The following is a 22,108-nucleotide window of genomic DNA, read 5'->3' on the forward strand; positions in this document are numbered from 1 at the left end:
GTGCGTGGGGAAGCCGGGTGTGACACCATCGGGATGCACACCCGACACCAGCCACTCACGGAGTGTCCATCTCCCCCGTCGGGCCGGCGCCGACACCCCTCAGTGCGATTCGCGCAACCCCTATATGCGCTCGAGAGCCGCAGGTTTGTGCGCGAAACGGTGGGGTCCCGCGCCCGTTGTCGCACACCCGCGCCGGTGCCAGACTCGCCTGAACACGCGGACCGTACGGCGAAAACCCCGGTCCGGCGAAAGATTTCCAGGTCCACCCGGCACGGCGGCCCGGTGCGCTCCACCCCTACCCGGCACACGCGGGTGCAGGGGCGGCTGTCCGGCAAGGGGGAGGCGGCGTCGACAGCACCGGGGTTCCCGGTCCGTCGCCGCGTACGAGAAGGGCTGACACGCTGGTGTTGGTGCAGCAAGAGGAACAGACGACCCGTCTCCGGCGCGCGTTCCGGGCCTGTGAGGACCAGCAGCGCGGCCACGTCGCGCTGGTGACCGGCGCCGTGGGAAGCGGCAAGACGAGCCTGCTGGAGTCGTTCAGCGAGTGGGCGGCGGGCGCCGGCGGACAGGTGATGAGCGCCGCGGGCTCCCGGGCGGAGCGCGGGCTGCACCTGGGGGTCGTCGGGCAACTGTTCCACAGTGCACGGCTCGCGCCGCAGGAGGCGGCCCGGGTCGAGAAGCTGATCCGGGACGCCGCCTTCGCCGTACCGCTGCCCGAGCCCGGCGGCGAGGCGGCCGACGGCGACCGGGCCTGGGCGCCCCTGCTGCACGGGCTCTTCGCCACCCTGCTCGACCTGACCGGCGCCGGCCCACTGGTCCTCGCCGTCGACGACGTGCACCACGCGGACCCGGCCTCGCTGCACTGCCTTCTCTACGTGGCCCGCCGGCTGCGCCACGCCCGGATCATGCTCGTGCTCGCCGAGGCGTCGACGCTGCGTCCGCCGCACCCGCTGTTCCGGGCCGAACTGCTCAGTCAGCCGCACTTCTCCCGGATCGGCCTGCCGCCACTGACCGTGGAGGCCGTCGCCCGGCTGGCCGGCGGCGACGCCGACGACGCCGACGCCCGCAGGACGGCGGAGCGGTGCGTACGGATGACCGGCGGCAACCCGCTGCTCACCCGGGCGCTGCTCGAGGAGCGGGTCAGTGGCGGGCTGAGCGACGACTACGGCCAGGCCGTCGGTGACGCGTTCGACCAGGCCGTGCTCGGTTGTCTCTACCGGCACGAGCCGGGCGTACGCCGGGTGGCCCAGGCGCTGGCGGTGCTCAACCGGCCCGCGCCGGTCGACCTGCTCGGTCACCTCCTCGACGTGGTGCCCGAGTCCACGGTCCCGGCGCTGCGGGTGTTGCGTACCTCGGGGTTGATGGAGTCCGACGAGCTGCGCCACCCGCGCATCCTGCGCTCGATCCTGGGCGACATGTCCGCCGACGAACGGCGCAGCCTGCACCAGCGGGCCGCCGAGGTGCTGCACGAGCACGGCGCGGAGCCGAGCGTGGTGGCCGAGCACCTGGTGGCCGCCGGCACGGCGGGTGCCCCCTGGATGGTGCCCGTGCTCCAGGACGCCGCCGGGCACGCGTTGGCTTCGGGCCGGCCCGACATGGCCGCCGCCTGCCTGCGGCTGGTCTCCCGGGCCCCGGTGGACGAGCAGCAGCGGACCGCCACCACCGAGATGCTGGTCAGCGCGCGTTGGCAGATCAACCCGTTGACGGTGAACGGGCAGCTGACCGAGCTGGTGGAGACGGCGCGGGCCGCCGGCTGGTCCACCGACGCGGGCCTGTCCGCCGTGCCCTACCTGCTCTGGCAGGGCCGGGTGGACGAGGCCACCGAGGCGGTCACCGCCTTCCCGTCCGACGAGGAGAACGGCTCCCTGCCCGGTCGCCTGCGGATGATGCAGCTGCTGGTCTCGCTCTCCCACCCGGACCACCTGGCCAGCGTGCGGGAGACCCCGAGCACCTGGAGCCGGGCGGCGAACGCGCCGACCGCGATCAGCCCGCTGCTCCAGGCGGTGACGGTGCTCGGCACCGCGCTGACGCCGGCTGCGGACAACGACACCGTGGCGACCGCCGAGCAGCTCCTCCAGCGCCACCACACGGACGACGGGGCGCTGGGCCTGCTGACCGCTCCCCTGCTCGCGCTGCTCTGGACGGGTCGCTCCGACCGGGCCGCGGTCTGGGGGGACGTGCTGCTCGGCCGGCCGGTGGCCCAGCACGCGCCGGGGTGGCGGGCCGTCATCCGGGCGATCCGGGCGGAGGCGGCGCTGCGCGTCGGCGACCTGCCCGGCGCCGAGCACCACGCCCGCGCGGCCCTGGAGGAAATGCCCGCTCCCGCCTGGGGGGTGGCGGTCGCCGGCCCGCTGGCCACGCTGGTCGCCTGCGCGACCGAGTCGGGCCGGTTCTCCGAGGCCGACCGGTGGCTCGCCCAGCCGGTCCCGCCCGGCATGTTCCGCACCCCGCTGGGCCTGCACTACCTGGCCGCCCGCGCCCGGCACCACCTCGCCGTACGGCGACCGCACGCCGCCACCACCGACCTGCGGCGCTGCGGCGAACTCATGCGCGCCTGGGGCATCGACGCGGCCGGGCTGGTGCCGTGGCGGCTGGAGCTGGCCCGGGTGCAGCTCAGCGTCGGCAACAAGACGCAGGCCACACAGCTTCTCCAGGAGCAGCTGCGGGTGCCGCACGGGGTCGACGACCGGACCCGGGGCCGCACGCTGCGCCTGCTCGCCACCACCGCCGCCCAGGACCACCGGCGCAAGCTGCTCTCCGAGGCCGTCAACCTGCTCCAGTCCAGCGGCGACCGGCTGGAACTCGTCCGGGCCCTCGGCGACACCGGCCAGACGTTGCAACGCGCCGGGGACTCGGCCCGCGCCCGCCTGCTCGTGCGGCGGGCCTACCAGCTCGCCCAGGACTGCGGGGCGTCGGTGCTGGCCCAGCGGCTGATCCGCCGGGAGCCGGGCAGCGGGCTGCCGGCGTACCCAGCCGCCGCCGAGTTGCAGGAGCCGGACGACGGGCTGAGCGACGCCGAACGCCGGGTCGCCGCGCTGGCCGCGCAGGGGCACACCAACCGGCAGATCTCCAGCAAGCTCTTCATCACGGTGAGCACGGTCGAGCAGCACCTGACCCGGGTCTACCGCAAGCTGGACGTGAAGCGCCGCACCGACCTGCCGTCCCGGCTCGTCGCGTACGCGGAGGCGTTGGCCGACGAGACCCAGGGCGCCGCGTCCTGACGGGCGTCGAAGGGGGCGCGGTGGCCGCAGACCACCGCGCCCCCTTCGGCGTACGGCAGCCAGGAGCTCAGCCGACGGCCAGCCCGGCGGTCGGGCGGGCGGCCGCGGCGTCGCGGTGCCGCAGCACGAGGTCGGTGGCGGCGGTGACCCCGCCGGCCTGGCGCATCCGCCGGCTCCACAGCCGCGCCCGCGCCCGGAACGTCTCCTCGCCCAGCAGTCGTCCGAGCTTGGCCAGGACGTCCTCGACGTTCAGCGAATCGGCGCGCTCGACGGCGAGCGCCACCCCGCTGTCGACCGCCCGCACCGCGCCGTCGGGGCAGTCCAGCCAGAACGGCATCACCAGCTGCGGTACGGCGAAGTGGACGGCCTCGTGGATGGCGTTCGCGGCGCCGTGGTTGAAGAAGACCCGCACGTGCGGGTGGGCCAGCACCCGCAGCTGCGACGGCAGCCACGCCTCCACCCGCAGGTTGGCCGGCAGCCGTCGCTCCGGCGGGAGGAGGTGCCGTTGGCGTGCGGGCACCTTCCACAGCACGGCGTGTCCGGGCCCGAGCCGCTCGGCGACCTCGACGATCGCGTCCACCTGCCCCTGCGACAGTCGCATGATGGTGCCGAACCCGACGTAGACCACCGAGGGGTGCTCGTCGAGCCACCCCATCAGCTCGTCGTCGTCGGCCGGCGACAGCTCGCGGGGCACCACGGGGCCGAGCATCCGCAGCTTCTCCGGGGCGGTGGCGAACGGGTACTCGAAGCCGAACACCGTGTACGCCATGAGGGCCTCGGCGGCCTCGACGTAGCCCGCCGGGCGCATCTCCGGGTTGGGGATGCCGGCCGCCCTCCGGCTGGCCACGGCGGCGAGACTGCGGCGTAGCCGCTGCGGCTCCATCAGCGCCCGCACCAGCCGGTTACGGAAGCCGGTGTTGGCCGCCTGCTGCCGGGGCGTCATCTGCTGCGGCAGTCCCGAGAACGGAGCGGGGTAGCGCGGCGGCAGCTGCTCCTGGAGGAAGTTGGACGGCGGCAGCGAGATGCTGACCACGTAGGGCAGCCGCCGCGTCTGTGCGGCGTCCATGGCCCAGCTGGCGAGGCTGTCGACCACGGCCACCGCCGGGCCGACCTCGTCGATGACGTCCAGGCAGCGCCGGTAGAGCTGCCGCACGTGGTCGTAGTCGGTGCTGACGTCGAGGTAGCGGGCGAAGCTGGTCGCACGGTCGCCGGTGGTCAGCGCCCGGTACGTGGCGTCGTCCCAGGTGTCCGGTGACGACTGTGGCCGGGCCGGGCCGAGCGAAACGAAGGTGACCTCACCCGGCCCGCGCAGCCCCTCGACGTCCGCCCGGCGATCCTCGGTCGACGCGAACCAGACGTTCCCGACTCCCCGGGCCTTCAACTCGCCCACGATGGTGAGCAACGGGTTGAACATCCCCGCGCTGTTGTAGGCGACGACCAGCACCGCTCGGTCGCGGTCGTTTCCGGTCATGTGCACCGTCCGCCACTCCTTCCCGCCTGTGCGGCGACCTGCGCCGTCCGGCCCTGGAGTACGCCGCACCGGCGGGCTGTTCGTGGAGCCGTCCAGTCAGCGGCAGGGCCGATCATCGATCTTTATCGATTCGGCGACGTTCGGCGGGTCCCCTGACACAGGGCCGGTCACTCCGGGACAGTCGGGCCCCAGGAACTACCGCCGTCTATGCAGCCTGCCACGGTTGGCGCGACGACGCTCGCGGAGAATAGGGGTTTTCTGCCGATTATTTCGGGCGAACCGGCTCTGCCTGAGCCTGCCCAGGTCCGTGGCGCGCGTTCCCCGATCGGCGTCGACGTCACGCCCGAAACCACGACGCCGATGGCCCGGGCCGCTCACGCGGCCCGGGCCATCGGCGTTCGGGTGGTACGACGGACGGGTGGATGTCTGGCGTCGGTCCTGGTCGGTCAGTCCATGGCGCGGCGCATGAAGCCCCGCATGCCGATCGCCGAGAACACCACGAAGACCCCGGTGAGGACGCACATGCACAGCCAGAGCGGCAGCGACTCGACCCCGGGCGGGCCGACGAGCGACCGGGTGGCCTCGCTGATGTAGGTGAGCGGGTTGAGCGAGCAGATCACCTGGTACCAGCGCAGCGAGTCCAGGCCGAGCAGCGGGAACTGGGTCGCGCCGGTGAACATGATCGGGGTCATCACCACGGTGAACATGATCTGGATGTGCTGCGTCGGCACCAGCGTGCCGAAGGCGAGGCCGACCGCCGCACCGACCAGCGCGCCGATCGCCAACACCCCGACCACCTTCAGCACGACCGCCCAGGGCCAGGTGACACCGAGCATGAGCATGCCGACCGGGATCAGCACCACGCCGGCGATCAGGCCACGGATGCCGCCGAAGACGATCTTCTCCAGGGCCACCAGCGGAATCGCCATGGGCGACAGGAGGCGGTCCTCGATCTCCCGGGTGAAGGAGAAGTCCATCATCATCGGCAGCGCGGTGTTCTCCAGCCCGATCAGGAAGGCGTTCAGCGCGATGACGCCGGGCAGCAGCACGTTGGAGAAGTCGTCGCTGGCGTAGCCCAGGTCGCTGAGCACCTTGCCGAAGATCAGCAGCATGAACAGCGGCTGGATGAAGACCTGGAGCAGGAAGCCGACCAGCTCCCGGCCGGTGACGAACAGGTCCCGCGAGAGCACCGCGCGGAACGTGGCGAACTGGTCCAGCGCGCTCACCGGCGGCGGCGCCGCGGCCGACGAGGGCGCGGACGGGGGGGCGGGGGCGGCGACGCTCACCGAAGTTCCCTTCCGGTCAGGTGGATGAAGACATCTTCCAGGCTGGGCTGGCCGATGTTGAGGTCACGAACCTCGCAGCCCAGGTCGGCGAGGATCTTCATCGCCATCGGGATGGCGTTGGCCGGCTGACCGCTGGTGTAGACCCGGAAGGAGAGCGGGGCGTCCGGATCGACCGGCGCGTCGGGGGCCGGCGCGGGCATCGGCATCGCCGGCATGCCGGGGAACGCCGGCGCGGCGACGGGCGCCGGGGCGGTCATCTTGAAGTGTTCCACCTGCTCCACGTCCGGGATCGCGTCGAGCGCGGCCCGCACCTCCTCGGCGGGGGCGCCGGGGGTCACCACGAGGGTCAGGGTGCTGCTGCCCGGCAGCGTACGGGTCAGCGCGGACGGGGTGTCCATGGTGAGCAGCTTGCCGTGGTCGACGATGCCGACGCGGTCGCAGAGCTTCTCCGCCTCGTCCATGTCGTGCGTGGTGACCACCACGGTCACCCCGGCCCGCTTCAGCTCGGCGATCCGGTCGTGCACGAAGAGCCGGGACTGCGGGTCGAGGCCCGCGGACGGCTCGTCGAGGAAGAGCACCCGGGGCGAGTGCATCAGCGCGCGGGCGATCATCGTGCGCTGGGCGAGGCCACCGGACAGGAAGTCGGTACGGTGGTTCGCGAAGTCCTTGAGCCCCATCTGATCCAGCAGCTCGTCCGCCCGCCGGATGCGCTGCGCCCGGGGCACGCGGTGGTACGCCGCGTGGAACAGCAGGTTCTGCCGGACGGTCAGCGCCCGGTCCAGGTTCACCCGCTGCGGTACGACCGCCAGCAACTGCCGAGCGACGGCGGGCGCGCCGATCACGTCGGCGCCGCACACCCGGGCCCGGCCCGAGGTGGCCCGCACCCGTGTCGTCAGCACCCCGATCGTCGTCGTCTTGCCGGCGCCGTTCGGCCCGAGCAGGCCGAAGACCTCACCGGCGCCGACGGAGAAACTCAGTCCGTCCACCGCCGGTGGCATATTGGGCTGGTACCGCTTGACCAGCTCCGTGACCACCACTGCCTCGTCCACGTCGTCATGCTCCGTCCTGAAACATCGGTCCGATAGATGTGCGTGCGCCGATAGGGGGCGCTAGGGGCACGCCAGGGGCGGCACCGGTCACAGACCCCGCGCGGTCAGCCACCGCTGCACCGTGCCGGCGAGTTCCGGCCCCCGGTCGGCGACCATGCTGAAGTGGTCCCCCGCCGCGTCCGCCACCTCGTGCGGATAGGGCCAGCGGGAGCGCCAGCCGTCCTCCTCGCCGGCCCACTCCCCCAGCGGCTCGCTGGCCCGGACCAGCAGGGTCGGCGCCGCCATCTCGATCGGCTGCCAGTCCAGGAACAGGGGCAGGTAGCCGGCCCACGCGGTCGTCCGCCAGTCGTCCATCGGCGTGTACGCGCTCTCCCGGTCGATCATCCCGTCGAGCAGCTGAGGCACCCATCCGCCGAGCACCTCGCTGTTCGCCGGGTAGGTGTCCATCAGCACCACCGCGTCCGGCGTCCGGCCCTGGCGCTCCAGCTCGCCGGCGAGCAGGTTGGCCACCATCGCGCCGCCCGAGTGCCCGGCCAGCACGAACGGGCCGGCGCCCACGGCGCGCAGCACCGTGTCGGCGTGCACCCGCAGCAGGGCGTCGAGGTCGGCGGGAAGCTCCTCGCCGACGCCGAACCCCGGGTTGGGCAGGGCCCACACGTCGCGCACCCCCCGGAAGCCGGCGGCGAGTCGGGCGTACTCGTGGGCCCCGGAGAGCAGCGACATGGTGCAGCAGCACACCAGCTGCGCCCGGGCGTCCCCCTGGGCCAGCCGGAGGATGCCGGCCGGTCGGGTGAGCTGCGCCGGTTCGCTGAAGCTGGGCCGGAACTGGGCGAGCTTGACCAGGAGTTCGGCGTACCCGGCCGGATCCTCGCGCGCCTTCGGCTGGTTGAACAGCCCGCCGAGCAGGCCGCCACCGGCGCTCTCCGGTGCGCCGCCCCCGGCGGCGTCCGCCGCGTCCTCGGCGGCGTCCGCGCCGACGAGCTGACCGAGCAGATGGCGGGCCAGCGCCGTAGGGGTGGGGTGGTCGAAGAGCAGGGTCGCCGACAGCTCCGCCCCGGTCTCCTGGCACAGCGCGTCGCGCAGTTCCAGCGCGGTCAGCGAGTCGAAGCCGAGTTCCAGGAAGTCGCGGTCGGCCTCGACCGCCCCGGGCGAGGCGTACCCGAGCACCGTGGCCACGCGTGCCCGTACGAGATCCAGCAGGATCCGGTGCCGGTCGCCGGCCGGGACACCGGCCAGCCGGTCGCGCAGCGCCCGGGCCGGGTCGGTGGCCTCGCCGCCGGACCCGGCGTCCCGGTCGGCGGCGACCGCCGCCTCGGGCACGCCGCGCAGCAGCGGGCTGGGCCGGACGGCGGTGAAGGCCGGCACGAAGGCGGCCCAGTCGAGGTCGGCGACCGCGAGCTGCTCGTCGCCGCGGCCCACGGCCTGCTCCAACGCGGACAGGGCCAGCGCGGTGGGCAGGGGACGGACCCCCCGGCGTCGCAGCGGTACCGGATCGGTCACCTCGTCCGCCCAGGGCACCCACGCGACGACGGTGGCCGGCCGGCCGGCGGCGCGCCGGCCGGCGGCCAGGGCCTCCAGCCCGGCGCCGGCGGCGGCGGAGACGGCCGCTCCCCCGCTGCCCCAGACGGCGGCGGTGGAGGTGAAGACCACGAACTCGTCGACCGGCCGACCGGCGCAGGCCTGCTCGAGCAGGTGCACGGCGGCGGTGCGGGCGGCCACGGCGTCGGCCAGGTCGCGCGGCTCCAGCGTCACGACCGGGTCGCCGGCACCGTCGGAGTCGGCGACATGCAGGACGGTGCGGACCTCGGTGCCGGCGGCGGCCAGCCGGTCCAGCACCTCGGGCAGCCCGTCGAGGTCGTCGACGCCGGTGACGGCGACGTCGCCGCCCAGGTCGGCGGGCGGCACGGAACCGACGACGACGAGGTGGGCCGCGCCCCGGTCGGCGAGCCACCGCAGCAGGTGCGGGGTGCGCACCGCCGCCGCCCCGTGCACCAGGACCGCGCCCCGGGGCCGCCAGTCCGCGTCGGCGGCGCCGGCCGGAGCGCGCGACAGCCGCCGCGCGTACACCCCGCCGGGGCGCACCGCGAGCTGGTCCTCGTCGCCGCCGGCCGCGACGAGCCGGGCGAGCACGGCGAGCGCGGCGTCGTCCGGCTCCGCCGGCAGGTCCACCAGCCCGCCCCACAGGCGCGGCTGTTCCAACGCCAGCACCCGACCCAGACCCCAGAGGTACGCGCCGGCCATGGCGGGCGCGGGATCGTCCGCGTCGACGGCCACCGCGCCCCGGGTCACCGTCCACACCGGCGCGCTGCTCCCGGCGCCGCCGAGGGCACGCACGAGCGCGGCGGTCGCGGCCAGCGCGGCGGTCCCGGCCGGCTCCCCCGCCGCCAGCAGCGAGAGCACGACCGACGGGGTGCCCCCGGCGGGCAGGGCCCGGGCGATCTCGTCCGGGTCGTCGGCCACGGTCACGAGCACCGGGGCCAGGCCCTCGGCGCGCAGGGCGGCCAGCACGGCGTCGGCGTCGGTGCCCGCGCCGGCCACCACCAGGCACTCGCCGGCCGGCGCGGTGCCGGCGGCGGGCGGGGCGACGCGGGCCCAGTCGGCGCGGTACCGCAGGCCGTCGAGCTCGGATCCGCGACGCCGCCGGTCCCGGTAGGACGCGAGGGCGGGCAGCAGCTCGACGAGCGCCTCCTGCCGGTCGCCGTCGAGGCCGAGCGTGGCGGCCAGCGCGTCCGGCCGGCCCGCCGCCACGGCGGCCCAGAACTCCTCGTCGTCGCCGACGGCGGCGGCGGGTTGGATGAGGTCGACGGTGGGCGGGTCCGGCCAGTAGCGCTCGTGGTGGAAGGCGTAGGTGGGCAGCTCGACGCGGGCGGCGTCGCTGCCGGCGAAGAGCGCCGACCAGTGCACCCCGGCGCCGCGCAAGTCGACGGCGGCGAGCGCGGCGAGCAGGGTGGCCGCTTCCGGCTGGTCCCGGCGGCCGAGCGGCACGAAGGCCGTGGGCTCGACGTCGGGCAGGCACTCGCGGGCCAGCGCGGTCAGGGCGCCGTCGGGGCCGAGCTCCAGGAAGGTCGCGACACCGGCGGCGGCCAGGGTGGCGACGCCGTCGTGGAAGCGGACGGTGTCCCGCACGTGGTCGACCCAGTAGCCCGGGTCGGTGGCCTGGGCGGCAGTCAGCGCCTCGCCGGTGCGGTCGGAGACGACCGGCAGGGTCGGCGGCTGCCAGGTGACCTTCTCCGCGACCACCCGGAAGTCGGCCAGCATGGCGTCCATGCGCGCGGAGTGGAACGCGTGGCTGACCCGCAGCCGGCGCGACCGCCGGCCCTCGGCGGACAGCCGCCGACCCGCCGCGAGCACGGCCTCCTCGTCGCCGGAGAGCACCACCGACCGGGGACCGTTCACGGCGGCCAGTGACACCCGCTCGTCGAGCAGCGGGAGCACCTCGGCCTCGGACGCCCGTACCGCCAGCATCGCCCCGCCGACCGGCAGCTGCTGCATCAGCCGGCCCCGGGCGGCCACCAGGGACGCCGCGTCGGCCAGCGACAGCACGCCGGCGACGTGCGCCGCGGCCAGCTCGCCGACCGAGTGCCCGAGCAGGAACTGCGGGCGCAGCCCCCACGCGGTGACCAGCCGGTAGGCGGCGACCTCGTAGGCGAACAGCGCCGGCTGGGTGAACTCGGTGCGGTCCAGCAGCGCCGCCTCGGGCGAGTCGGCCTCGGCGAAGACCACCTCCCGCAGCGGCCGGCTCAGGTGCCGGTCCAGTTCCCCGGCCACCTCGTCGAACGCGGCGGCGAACACCGGGAACCGGCGGCACAGCTCGGCGCCCATGCCGGGGCGCTGGGCGCCCTGGCCGGTGAAGAGGAACGCGACCTTGCCGGCCGGGCGGGCCACGCCGCGTACCACGCCGGGGGCGGTGCGCTCCTCGGCGACCGCGCGCAGGCCGGACAGCAGCGCGTCGCGGTCGTCACCGATCACGGCGGCCCGGTGCGGCAGCGCCGCCCGGGTGGTGACCAGCGAGTACGCCACGTCGGCCGGTGCCAGGTCGGGGCGGGCGGCGAGATGGTCGAGCAGCCGCCGGGCCTGTCCGGCCAGGGCCGGCGCGGACCGGGCGGAGACGACCCAGGGGGCCGGTGGGGCGGGCGTGCCGGCCGGCCGGGCGTCGTCGGTGTCCGCCCCGGCGGCCTGCTCGATGATGACGTGCGCGTTGGTGCCGCTGATCCCGAACGCGGAGACCCCGGCCCGGCGCGGCTGCCCCGTCTCCGGCCAGGGCTGCGCTCCGGTCAGCAGGGACACCGCCCCGCTGTTCCAGTCGACGTGCGGGGTGGGCTCGTCCACGTGCAGGGTGGGCGGCAGCACCCCGTGCCGCATGGCGAGGACCATCTTCATCACCCCGGCCACGCCCGCCGCCGCCTGGGTGTGGCCGATGTTCGACTTCACCGACCCCAGCCACAGCGGCCGGTCGGTGGGGCGCTCCTTGCCGTACGTGGCCAGCAGCGCCTGCGCCTCGATCGGGTCGCCGAGGGTGGTGCCGGTGCCGTGCGCCTCGACGACGTCCACCTGGTCGGCGCTCAGCCCCGCGTTGGTGAGGGCCTGCCGGATCACCCGCCGCTGGGACGGGCCGTTCGGGGCGGTCAGCCCGCTGCTCGCGCCGTCCTGGTTGACCGCGCTGCCGCGTACCACCGCGAGGACCGGATGGCCGTTGCGACGGGCGTCGGAGAGCCGCTCGACCAGCAGCATGCCGGCCCCCTCGGACCAGCCGGTGCCGTCGGCGGCGGCGGCGAACGACTTGCACCGGCCGTCGGTGGACAGACCGCGCTGGCGGGAGAACTCCACGAAGACGGTCGGGGTGGCCATCACCGACACCCCGCCGACCAGCGCCATCGTGCACTCGCCCAGCCGCAGCGCCTGGCAGGCCAGGTGCAGCGCGACCAGCGACGAGCTGCACGCCGTGTCCACGGTGACCGCCGGCCCCTCCAGGCCCAGCGCGTACGAGATCCGGCCGCTGGCGACCGCGGCGGCGCTGCCGGTGCCGAGGTAGCCCTCGACGCCGCCGCTGACCCCGGTGAGCAGCGCCGCGTAGTCGCCCTGGCTGCTGGTCGCCGCGTACACGCCGGTGGGCGCGCCGCGCAGCGTGGTGGGGTCGATGCCGGCCCGCTCGAACGCCTCCCACGCGGTCTCCAGCAGCAACCGCTGCTGCGGGTCCATGGCGAGGGCCTCGCGGGGGCTGATGCCGAAGAAGGCGGGGTCGAAGTCCCCGGCGGAGTAGAGGAACCCGCCCTCGCGCACGTACGACGTGCCCCGGCTGTCGGGGTCGGGGTCCGGGTCGTAGAGCGCGCCCAGGTTCCAGCCCCGGTCGTCGGGGAACGCCGACATCGCGTCGGTGCCCGCCGCCACCAGGTCCCACAGCTGCTCCGGCGACCCGACGCCGCCGGGGAACCGGCAACTCATGCCGATGATCGCCACCGGCTCGCTGAGCGCGGCGGTCAGCTGCTGGTTCTGCTGCTTGAGCTTCTGGTTGTCGAGCAGGGACGCGCGCAGCGCGCCGACGACCTCGTCCAGGGAAACACTCATCGGGGGCTCCTCAGGGCCGGCCGGGTCACGAGTCGGAGCCTTCCAGGGCCATCCGGACCAGGCCGGCGACGTCGAGTTCGCGGATCTGGGCCTCGGGCGCGGGCGACGCGGCCGGGGCGGCGGGCGCCACGGCCGACGGGCCGGCGCTCGTGCGGGCCAGCTGGAGCAGCTGGTCGAGCAGGCCCGCCTGACGCAGCTCGTCCAGCGGGATCGCGGCGAGGGCCCGGCGGACCGACTCCTCGTCGCCGCCGTCGCCGACGTCCGCGTCGCCGTCGGCGAAGAGCTCCTCGTACAGGTGGTCGGCCAGGCCGGCCGGGGTCGGGTAGTCGAAGACGACGGTGGTGGGCAGGTCGTGCCCGGTCGCCGCGGTGAGCAGGTTACGCAGCTCCACGGCGGTGAGCGAGTCGAAGCCGAGGTCCAGGAAGCCCCGGTCGGTCTCGATCGCGTCGCCGGAGGGGTGGCCAAGCACCTTCGCCGCGTCGACCCGCACCATCTCCAGCAGCGCGGCCCGCCGTTCGTCGCCGGGCAGCGCCCGCAACCCGGCGAGCAGGTCCCGCGCGACGGGTGCAGACGCGTCCGGCACGGCGGTGGGAGTGACGGCCAGCTCGCGTACGGCCGGCAGCTCCGCCAGCAGCGGGCTGGGTCGCAGCGAGGTGAACAGCGGCTGGAAGGTGGCCCAGTCGACGTCGGCGACGGTGACGCAGGTGTCGTCGGCGGCCAGGGCGTGGCGCAGTCCGGCCATCGCCACGCCCGGCGGCATCACCCGCAGGCCGCGGCGGCGCAGCTGCTCCGCGGCGCCCTCGGTGTACATGCCCGACTCGGTCCACGGGCCCCACGCGACGGACGTGGCCGGCAGGCCCCGGCCGCGCCGCCGCTCGGCGAGCGCGTCCAGGTAGGCGTTGCCGGCCGCGTACGCGCCCTGCCCGCCGCTGCCCCACACCGCCGAGATGGACGAGAAGAGCACGAACGCGTCCAGCTCGGTGTCGTCGAGCAGCTCGTCGAGGTGCTCGGCGCCGGAGAGCTTCGGGGCGATGACGTACGCCAGGTCCTCCAGGGTGGTGTCGGCCAGCGGCACCACCTCGCTGACCCCCGCGGCGTGCACGACCGCGCGCAGCGGCGGCCCCTCCCGCCGCAGGTCGGCCAGGAGTTCGGCCACGGCGGCACGGTCGGCGGCGTCGCAGCGGGCGACCCGGCAGTCCACGCCGAGGCCGGCCAGCTCGGCGAGCAGCTCGGCGGCGCCCGGGGTGTCGGTGCCCCGCCGGCTGGTCAGCACCACGCGTTGCGCGCCGGCGCCAGCCACCCAGCGGGCCACGTGCCCGCCGAGCGCGCCGGTGCCGCCGGTGATCAGCACCGTGCCCCGGGGCTGCCACGGCGCGGGCTCCGATTCGGTGACCGCCGGGACGAGCCGCCGTACCAGCACCCCGGACTCGCGGACGGCGAGCTGGTCCTCCACGCCGCCGCCGGTGAGGAGGCCGCCGAGGCGCATCGCCGTCCAGGGCTCGAGGTCGGTGGGCAGGTCGACCAGCCCGGCCCAGCGGGTGGGCTGCTCCAGCGCCGCCACCCGGCCCAGGCCCCACAGCATCGCCTGCCGGGGGTTGGCGGGGACGTCGCCGTCGCCGGTTCCGACGGCACCCTGGGTGACGCACCAGAGCCGGGCCGGGGCGTCGAGGTCGACGAGCTGCTGGAGCAGGTGCACGGTCGCGGCGAGGCCGCGGGGCAGCGCCGGATGCTCGGCGTGCGGGGCGTCGTCCAGGCCGAGGAAGGACAGGATCGACAGCGGCCCCTCGCCGGCGCCGAGCGCCTCGGTGAGCACGTCGGCGAATCCGCCGCACAGCTCGTCGGGGTCGGCGGCGGTGTCCACGGGCACGATGCCGACCTCGGCGCCCAGCGCCCAGGTGCAGGAGTTCAGGTCGGGGTCGTCCGCCCTGTCGGCGGGCAGCAGCACCAGCCAGCGGCCGGGGTCCTGCTCCTGCGGGGTCTCCGCGATGGGCTCCCAGACGACCCGGTACCGGCTGCCGTCCACGAGGGCCCGCTCCCGGCCGCGCCGCCGCCACGCGGACAGGGCGGGCAGCACGGTGCCGAACGGCTGGTCGCGGTGCACGTCCAGGTCACGGGCCAGCGACTCGAGGTCCTCGGCCTCGACGGCCGCCCAGAAGCGGCGCTCGACCTCGGTGTGCTCGTCCTCGGCGGCCAGGCTGGCCCACGGCGGCGGCTCCGGCCAGTAGCGCTGCCGGTCGAAGGTGTAGGTGGGCAGGTCGACCCGCTGCGCGCCGGTGCCCGCGTAGAGAGCGGACCAGTCCGGGGAGACGCCGTGGGTGTGCAGCGCGGCGACCGCCCGCAGCAGGGTGGTCGGCTCGGCACGGTCCCGGCGCAGGGCCGGCACGACCAGCGGGGGCCGCCCGCCGGTCGGGGCGCCCTCGGCGAGGACGGCCTGGGCGAGGGCGGTGAGCACCCCGTCCGGGCCGATCTCGACGAAGCCGGTGACGTTGCGCTCCCGCAGCGCCGTGACGGCGTCGGCGAAGCGTACGGCGTCGCGGGCGTGGCGCACCCAGTAGTCGGGCGTGCCGATCTCCGCCACGTCGACCGGCGCGCCGGTGACAGTGGAGATCATCGGGATGGTCGGGGGCGCGTAGCGCAGCCGTCCGGCGACGGCGGCGAGGTCGTCGAGCACCGGTTCCATCAGCGGGCTGTGGAACGCGTGGCTGACCGTGAGCCGCCGGATCCGTACGCCTCGGGCGGTCCACTCGGCGGCCAGTTCCTCGACGGCGTCGCCGGCCCCGGACACCACGACGGCGGCGGGACCGTTGACGGCGGCGACGGAGACCCGCTCGGCGCGATCGGCGAGCGTGGCGGTCACCTCGGCCTCGGTGGCGGCGATGGCGAGCATCGCCCCGCCGGCCGGCAGCGCCTGCATCAGCCGGCCCCGGGCGGCGACCAGTTCGGCGGCGTCGGCCAGGGAGAGCACCCCGGCGGCGTGCGCTGCGGCGAACTCGCCGATGGAGTGCCCGGCGACGGCGTCGGGGCGCACGCCCCACGCCTCCAGCAGTCGGAACAGCGCCACCTCCACGGCGAAGAGCGCCGGCTGGGTGAACTCGGTGCGGTCCAGCGCCTCGGCCTCGGCGGTGTCGGGCTCGGCGAAGAGCAGCGGCTTCAGCGGGCGGGACAGGTGCGCGTCGAGGGCGGCACAGGCCTCGTCCAGGGCGGCGGCGAAGACCGGGAACGCCTCCGCCAGCTCGCGACCCATCCCGGCCCGCTGGGCGCCCTGCCCCGAGAAGAGGTACGCCACCTTCGGCCGGGACGCGGCCACGCCGGTGACCACCAGCGGCGAGTCCTCGCCGGCGCCGAGGGCGCGCAGCCCGGCGCCCAGGGCGATCCGGTCGGTGGCCAGCACGACGGCGCGGTGTTCCAGGGTGGCCCGGGAGACCGCCGACGACCAGCCGACGTCGACCGTACGCGGCGCCTCCAGCCCGGTGAGCTGCTCGCCCCAGCGCTCCGCCTGGGCGGCCAGCGCGGCACCGGTGCGGCCCGACAGCAGCACCGGCACCACCGGCAGCAGGGCCGGGTCGCCCGTTGGCTGCTCGACGACGGACGGCTCCGGGGCCTGCTCCAGGATGGTGTGCGCGTTGGTGCCGCTGATGCCGAACGAGGAGACGGCCGCGCGGCGCGGGTGGTCGGTGACGGGCCACGGGCGGCCCTCGTCGAGCAGCTCGACCGCGCCGACGGACCAGTCCACCTGGTCGGTCGGCTCGTCGACGTGCAGGGTCTGCGGCAGGTAGCCGTGCCGCAGCGCCAGCACCATCTTGATGATCCCGGCGACCCCGGCGGCGGCCTGCGTGTGCCCGATGTTGGACTTGATCGAGCCGAGCCACAGCGGCTGGTCGGCGGGCCGCTGGCCGTACGTGGCGAGCAGGGCCTGCGCCTCGATCGGGTCGCCGAGCTTCGTGCCGGTGCCGTGCGCCTCGACGGCGTCCACGTCGGCCGGGGTGAGCCCGGCGTTGGCGAGCGCCTGCCGGATCACCCGCTGCTGCGACGGCCCGTTCGGCGCGGTGAGCCCGTTGGACGCGCCGTCCTGGTTGACGGCGCTGCCCCGGATCACGGCGAGCACGGGGTGGCCGTTGCGGCGGGCGTCGGAGAGCCGCTCGACGAGCAGCAGGCCGAGGCCCTCGCCCCAGCTGGTGCCGTCGGCGGCGGAGGCGAACGCCTTGACCCGGCTGTCCGGGGCCAGCCCCCGCTGCCGGCTGAAGCCGACGAACACCCCGGGGGTGGACATGACGGTGACGCCGCCGACGAGGGCGAGGGAGCACTCCGAGCGGCGCAGCGCCTGGCAGGCCCAGTGCAGCGCGACCAGCGACGACGAGCAGGCGGTGTCCACCGAGACGGCGGGCCCCTCCAGCCCGAGGGTGTACGACACCCGGCCGGAGAGCACGCTGCCGGCGTTGCCGGTCATCAGGTGCCCCTCGGCGCCCTCGGCGCTGAACATCAGGTTGCGGTAGTCCTGGTAGTTGGTGCCGACGAAGACACCGGTGGGGCTGCCGCGCAGGGCGTGCGGGTCGATTCCGGCCCGCTCGATGGCCTCCCAGGACGCCTCCAGCAGCAGCCGCTGCTGCGGGTCCATGGCCAGGGCCTCGCGGGGGCTGATGCCGAAGAAGGTGGCGTCGAAGTCGGCGGCCCCGGTGACGAAGCCGCCCTCGCGGGCGTAGCTGGTGCCCTCCTTCTCCGGGTCGGAGTCGAAGAGCCGGTCGAGGTCCCAGCCCCGGTCGGTGGGGAACTCGCCGATCGCGTCGCCGCCGCCGGCGAGGAGCTGCCACAGCTGCTCCGGGGTGTCCGCCCCGCCGGGCAGGCGGCAGCTCATCGCCACGATGGCGATCGGCTCGTCGTCGTCGGCCGGGGCGGCCGGGGCGGGGGTGGCCACGTCCGGGGCGGCGCCGGAGAGCAGTTCGTCAAGGTGCGCGGCGAGCACCGTCGGGTTCGGGTAGTCGAAGGCGAGCGTCGCGGGCAGCCGCAGGTCGGTGGCGGCGGCCAGGAAGTTGCGCATGTCCACGGCGGTCAGCGAGTCCAGGCCGAGGTCGCGGAAGGGCAGGGTGGCCGGGATGTCGTCGGCGGCGCCGTAGCCGAGCGCGGTGGCCGCACACTGGCGGACCAGCTCCAGCAGCGTCGCGGCGCGCTCGGCCGGGGCGAGCCCGGCGAGCCGCCGCGCCAGGGCCGACGGTACGTCCGGCTCCTCCTCGGCGGCCTCCTGCGGGGCGGGCCGCGTCGCCTCGCGTACCTCGGCGAGGTCGCCGAGCAGCGGGCTGGGCCGGACCAGGGTGAACGCGGGGGCGAACCGGGCCCAGTCGATGTCGGCGATGACGGTGGTGGTCTCGTCGCGCCGCAGCGCCCGGGCGAGGGCCTCGACGGCCAGGTCCGGGTCCATGCCGACCATGCCGCCCCGGCGCAGCCGCTGCTGGGCGCGCTCGTTGTCGGCGGGCAGGCCGGCACCGCGCCAGGCGCCCCAGGCCACGGAGAGGGCGGGTCGGCCCTCGGCCCGGCGCCGTTCGGCGAGGGCGTCGAGGAACGCGTTCGCCGCCCCGTACGCGCCCTGCCCGGCGTTGCCGGTGGTGCCGGCGACCGAGGAGAAGAGCACGAAGGCGTCCAGGTCGAGGTCCCGGGTCAGCTCGTCGAGGTGCAGCGCGGCGGCGCACTTCGGCGCGGCGACGGTGTGCAGGCGCTGCGCGGTGGCGGTGTCGACGATCCCGTCGTCGAGGACGGCGGCGGTGTGCAGCACGGCGGTCACCGGGGCGTCGGCGGGGGCGGCGGCGAGCAGGTCGGCCACCTGCGCCCGGTCGGCGACGTCGCAGCGGGCCACGGTGACCCGTACGCCGAGGTCGGTCAGCTCCGCCTCCAGCTCGGCGGCGCCGGGGGCGTCCGGGCCGCGCCGGCTGGCCAGCAGGACGTGCGCGGCGCCGGAGCGGGCCGCCCACCGGGCCAGGTGCCCGCCCAGCCCGCCGGTGCCGCCGGTGATCAGCACGGTGCCGCGCATCCGCCAGGTGTCCCCGGTGGCTGCCGGCTCGGGTTCGGTGATCCGGGCGAGTCGGCGCACGTACACCCCGGAGTCGCGGACGGCGAGCTGGTCCTCGCCGCCGGACTGGTCCGCGTCGTCGCCGTCGCCGAACGGGTCCTCGCCGCCGCTGGCGCCGAGCGCCGCGCAGAGCAGCGCGCCGGCCTGCGCGTCGAGGGCGTCCGGCAGGTCGAGCAGGCCGCCCCAGCGGCCGGGGTGCTCCAGGGCGACGGCCCGGCCGAGCCCCCAGACGGAGGCGGCGACGGGGCGCGGCGCCGGGTCGTCGGGGCCGACCGCGACGGCCCCGCGGGTCGCGCACCACAGCGGCGCCTCGACGCCGAGCGCGCCGAGCGCCTGTACCAGCAGGGCGGTGCCCGAGACGGCCAGCGAGGTCGCCGGGTGCTCCGGGTGCGCGCGTTCGTCCAGGCCCAGCAGCGAGAGCACGGCGACGGGGGCGTCCGGGCCGGCGAGCGCCGCGCCCAGCGCGTCGGCCAGCGCCGCCGGGTCGTCGGTGGCGTCCAGCCGCACGGGTACGACGTCCGCGCCGAAGTTGCCGAGTGCCGACAACACGTCGGTGACCAGGGGGTCGTCGCCCAGTGCCGCGGGCACCGGGACGAGCCAGGTGCCGCCGAGCCAGGTCAGTGGCAGGTCGGGCAGGGCCTGCCAGGTGATCCGGTAGCGCCACCGGTCGATGTCGGGCTCGCCGTCGGGCGCGACGAGGAAGACCGGCGGCGCGGGCCAGTACCGGTGGTGGTCGAAGGCGTACGTGGGCAGGTCGACGGCGGGCGCGGCGGGGAGCACCTTCGTCAGGTCGACGGGCAGGCCGATGGCGTGCGCGGTGGCGAGGTTGGTCAGCAGCCGCGTCGGGTCGTCGTCGTCGCGGCGCAGGCTGCCCAGGGTGTGGCCGGTGACGCCGGTGTCGTCGAGGATCGCCGTGACCGGCATCGTCAGCACCGGGTGGGGGCTGATCTCGATGAACGTGGTGTGTCCGGCGGCGACGGCCACCCGCACGGCGGCGTCGAACTGCACGGTCTGCCGCAGGTTGTCGTACCAGTAGTCGGCGCCCATGACGGTGGGGTCGGCCCAGTCCCCGGTCAGGGTGGAGACGAGCCGGGTGTGGCCGGCCTGCGGGGTGACGTCGGCCAGGTCGGCGCGGAGCTGCTCGGCGACCTCCTGGACGGCGGGCGAGTGCGACGCGTAGTCGACGGGGATCAGCCGGGCGCGGATCCCCTCGGCCTGGCACGCCTGCACCAGGTCGGCGACGTGCTGCGGCGGGCCGGAGACCACGACGGTGGACGGGCCGTTGACGGCCGCCACCCCGACGCCCGGGAAGGCCGGCAGCCGCTCGGCGACCGCGTCGGCGGAGAGGTCGATCGACGCCATGGTGCCGGTGCCCCGCAGCACGGTCAGGGCCCGCGAGCGCAGGGCCACGGCCTTCGCCGCGTCCTCGATGCTCAGGATCCCGGCCACGCACGCGGCGCCGATCTCGCCCTGCGAGTGACCGACCACCGCAGCCGGGGTCACACCAGCGTGCTGCCACACGGCGGCGAGGGCCATGCCGACAGCCCACAGCACCGGCTGCACGACCTCGACCCGCTCCAGCCACGACTCGTCGTCGCCGGTGAGCACCGACACCAGGTCCACGTCCAGGTACGGGGCGAGGGCCCGCTGGCACTCGGCCAGCTTCGCGTCGAACACCGGCGTACGACCGACAAGGCCGGCCGCCATCCGCGCCGACTGGGCGCCCTGCCCCGGGAAGACGAACACGGGGCCCGCGCCGGGGCTCGACGCCACGGCGGTGACCACGTTGCCGGCCGGCAGCCCGGCCGCGACCGCGTCCAGCCCGGACAGCAGCTCCTCGGCGGTCGAGGCGACGACGGCGGCGCGGTGGTCGAACGTCGAGCGGGTGGCCGCCAGGGACCAGCCCACCGCCGCCGGGTCCGTGCCCGCCCGCCCGCGCAGGTACGACGCGAGCCGGGCGGCCTGCCCGGCCAGGGCGGCCTTCGACCGGGCCGACACCGGCCACAGGAGCGCGTCGGCGGCGACGAGACCGGGGGCGGTGTCGGACGGGCGTTCCTCGGCCGGCTCGGCCGGCTGCTCGATGATCACGTGGGCGTTGGTGCCGGAGATGCCGAACGAGGAGACGGCGCCGCGCCGTACCCGGCCGGTCTCGGGCCACGGCCGCGCCTCGGTGACCAGTTCCACCGCGCCGGCCGTCCAGTCGATGTGCTGGGACGGCGCGTCGACGTGCAGCGTCGCCGGCACGAGGCCGTGCCGGATGGCGAGCACCAGCTTGATCACGCCGGCCACGCCCGCGGCGGCCTGGGCGTGGCCGATGTTCGACTTCACCGAGCCGAGCAGCAGCGGCGGCGCCTCCCCCCGGTCCTGCCCGTACGTGGCGATGAGCGCCTGCGCCTCGATCGGGTCGCCCAGCTTGGTGCCGGTGCCGTGCGCCTCCACGACGTCCACGTCGGCGGTGGCGAGCCGGGCGGAGGCCAGGGCCTGGCTGATCACCCGCTGCTGCGCCGGCCCGTTCGGGGCGGTCAACCCGTTCGACGCGCCGTCCTGGTTGACGGCGGTGCCGCGGACCACCGCGAGGACGCGGTGGCCGTTGCGGCGGGCGTCCGACAGCCGCTCGACCAGCAGCCAGCCGACGCCCTCGGAGAACCCGGCGCCGTCGGCGGCGGCGGCGAACGACCGGCACCGCCCGTCCGGGGAGAGTGCGCGCTGGCGGCTGGATCCGATGTAGAGGCCCGGGGTGGCCATCACGGTCACCCCGCCGGCCAGCGCCAGGTCGCACTCCCCCGCCCGCAGCGCCTGCACGGCGAGGTGCAGCGCCACCAGCGACGACGAGCAGGCCGTGTCGATGGAGACGGCCGGCCCCTCCAGCCCCAGGGCGTACGACACCCGGCCCGACGCGACGGCCGCCGCGCCCCCGGTCATCGAGTGCCCCTCGTCGCCGTCCGGCGACATCATCAGCAGGGTGCCGTAGTCCTGCCCGTTGGTGCCGACGAACACCCCGGTCCGGCTGCCGCGCAGCGAGGCGGGGTCGATGCCGGCGGCCTCGACCGCCTCCCAGGACGTCTCCAGCAGCAGTCGCTGCTGGGGGTCCATCGTCAACGCCTCGCGGGGCGAGATGCCGAAGAAGGCGGAGTCGAAGTCCCCGGCCCCGTCGATGAACCCGCCCTCCCGGGCGTACGAGGTGCCCGGGTTGTCGGGGTCGGGGTGGTAGAGGCGCTCCAGGTCCCAGCCCCGGTCATCGGGGAAGGGGGTGACGGCGTCCCGGCCGTCGCGCAGCAGCTCCCACAGGTCGTCGGGGTTGCGCACCCCGCCCGGCAACCGGCAGCTCATCGCCACGATCGCCACCGGCTCCAGTTCCTGGGACTGTGCCTCACTGAGCCGGCGGCGGGTGTCGTGGAGATCAGCCATGACCCGCTTGAGGTAGTCGCGGAGCTTGTCTTCATTGGCCATCGGAGTGC

6 protein-coding genes are annotated in these 22,108 nt (G+C 75.6%); 1 reads left to right on the forward strand and 5 read right to left on the reverse strand.

From position 1 onward, the window contains the following. Positions 1-410 precede the first annotated feature (410 nt). Entirely contained in the window at positions 411-3,221 is a 2,811-nt protein-coding gene (locus GA0070610_RS15975) for a helix-turn-helix transcriptional regulator (protein ID WP_231925592.1), read from the forward strand. Between the two features lie 67 nt (positions 3,222-3,288). On the opposite strand, the gene GA0070610_RS15980 is transcribed toward GA0070610_RS15975, so the two are convergent. From GA0070610_RS15980 to GA0070610_RS16000, 5 genes are all read right to left on the reverse strand, one after another. Continuing rightward, positions 3,289-4,692 (reverse strand): glycosyltransferase, encoded by a 1,404-nt coding sequence (locus tag GA0070610_RS15980; RefSeq protein ID WP_089000777.1) that lies wholly within the window; start codon positions 4,690-4,692, stop codon positions 3,289-3,291. 446 nt (positions 4,693-5,138) lie between these two features. Further along, the gene (locus GA0070610_RS15985; protein ID WP_089000778.1) at positions 5,139-5,978 is read right to left on the reverse strand and encodes an ABC transporter permease; all 840 of its coding nucleotides are present in this window, start codon (positions 5,976-5,978) and stop codon (positions 5,139-5,141) included. Then, positions 5,975-7,027: an ABC transporter ATP-binding protein gene (locus tag GA0070610_RS15990; protein ID WP_089000779.1), complete on the reverse strand. Its 1,053-nt coding sequence runs from the start codon at positions 7,025-7,027 to the stop codon at positions 5,975-5,977. Before GA0070610_RS15990 ends, GA0070610_RS15985 begins: the two co-directional genes overlap by 4 nt. Positions 7,028-7,114: 87 nt before the next feature. After that, positions 7,115-12,592: a type I polyketide synthase gene (locus GA0070610_RS15995; protein WP_089000780.1), complete on the reverse strand. Its 5,478-nt coding sequence runs from the start codon at positions 12,590-12,592 to the stop codon at positions 7,115-7,117. Positions 12,593-12,617: 25 nt separating this feature from the next. Continuing rightward, entirely contained in the window at positions 12,618-22,100 is a 9,483-nt protein-coding gene (locus GA0070610_RS16000; protein ID WP_089000781.1) for a type I polyketide synthase, read from the reverse strand. Positions 22,101-22,108: the final 8 nt, after the last annotated feature.

The sequence above is a fragment of the Micromonospora echinofusca genome (assembly GCF_900091445.1).
Taxonomy (GTDB): Bacteria; Actinomycetota; Actinomycetes; order Mycobacteriales; family Micromonosporaceae; genus Micromonospora; species Micromonospora echinofusca.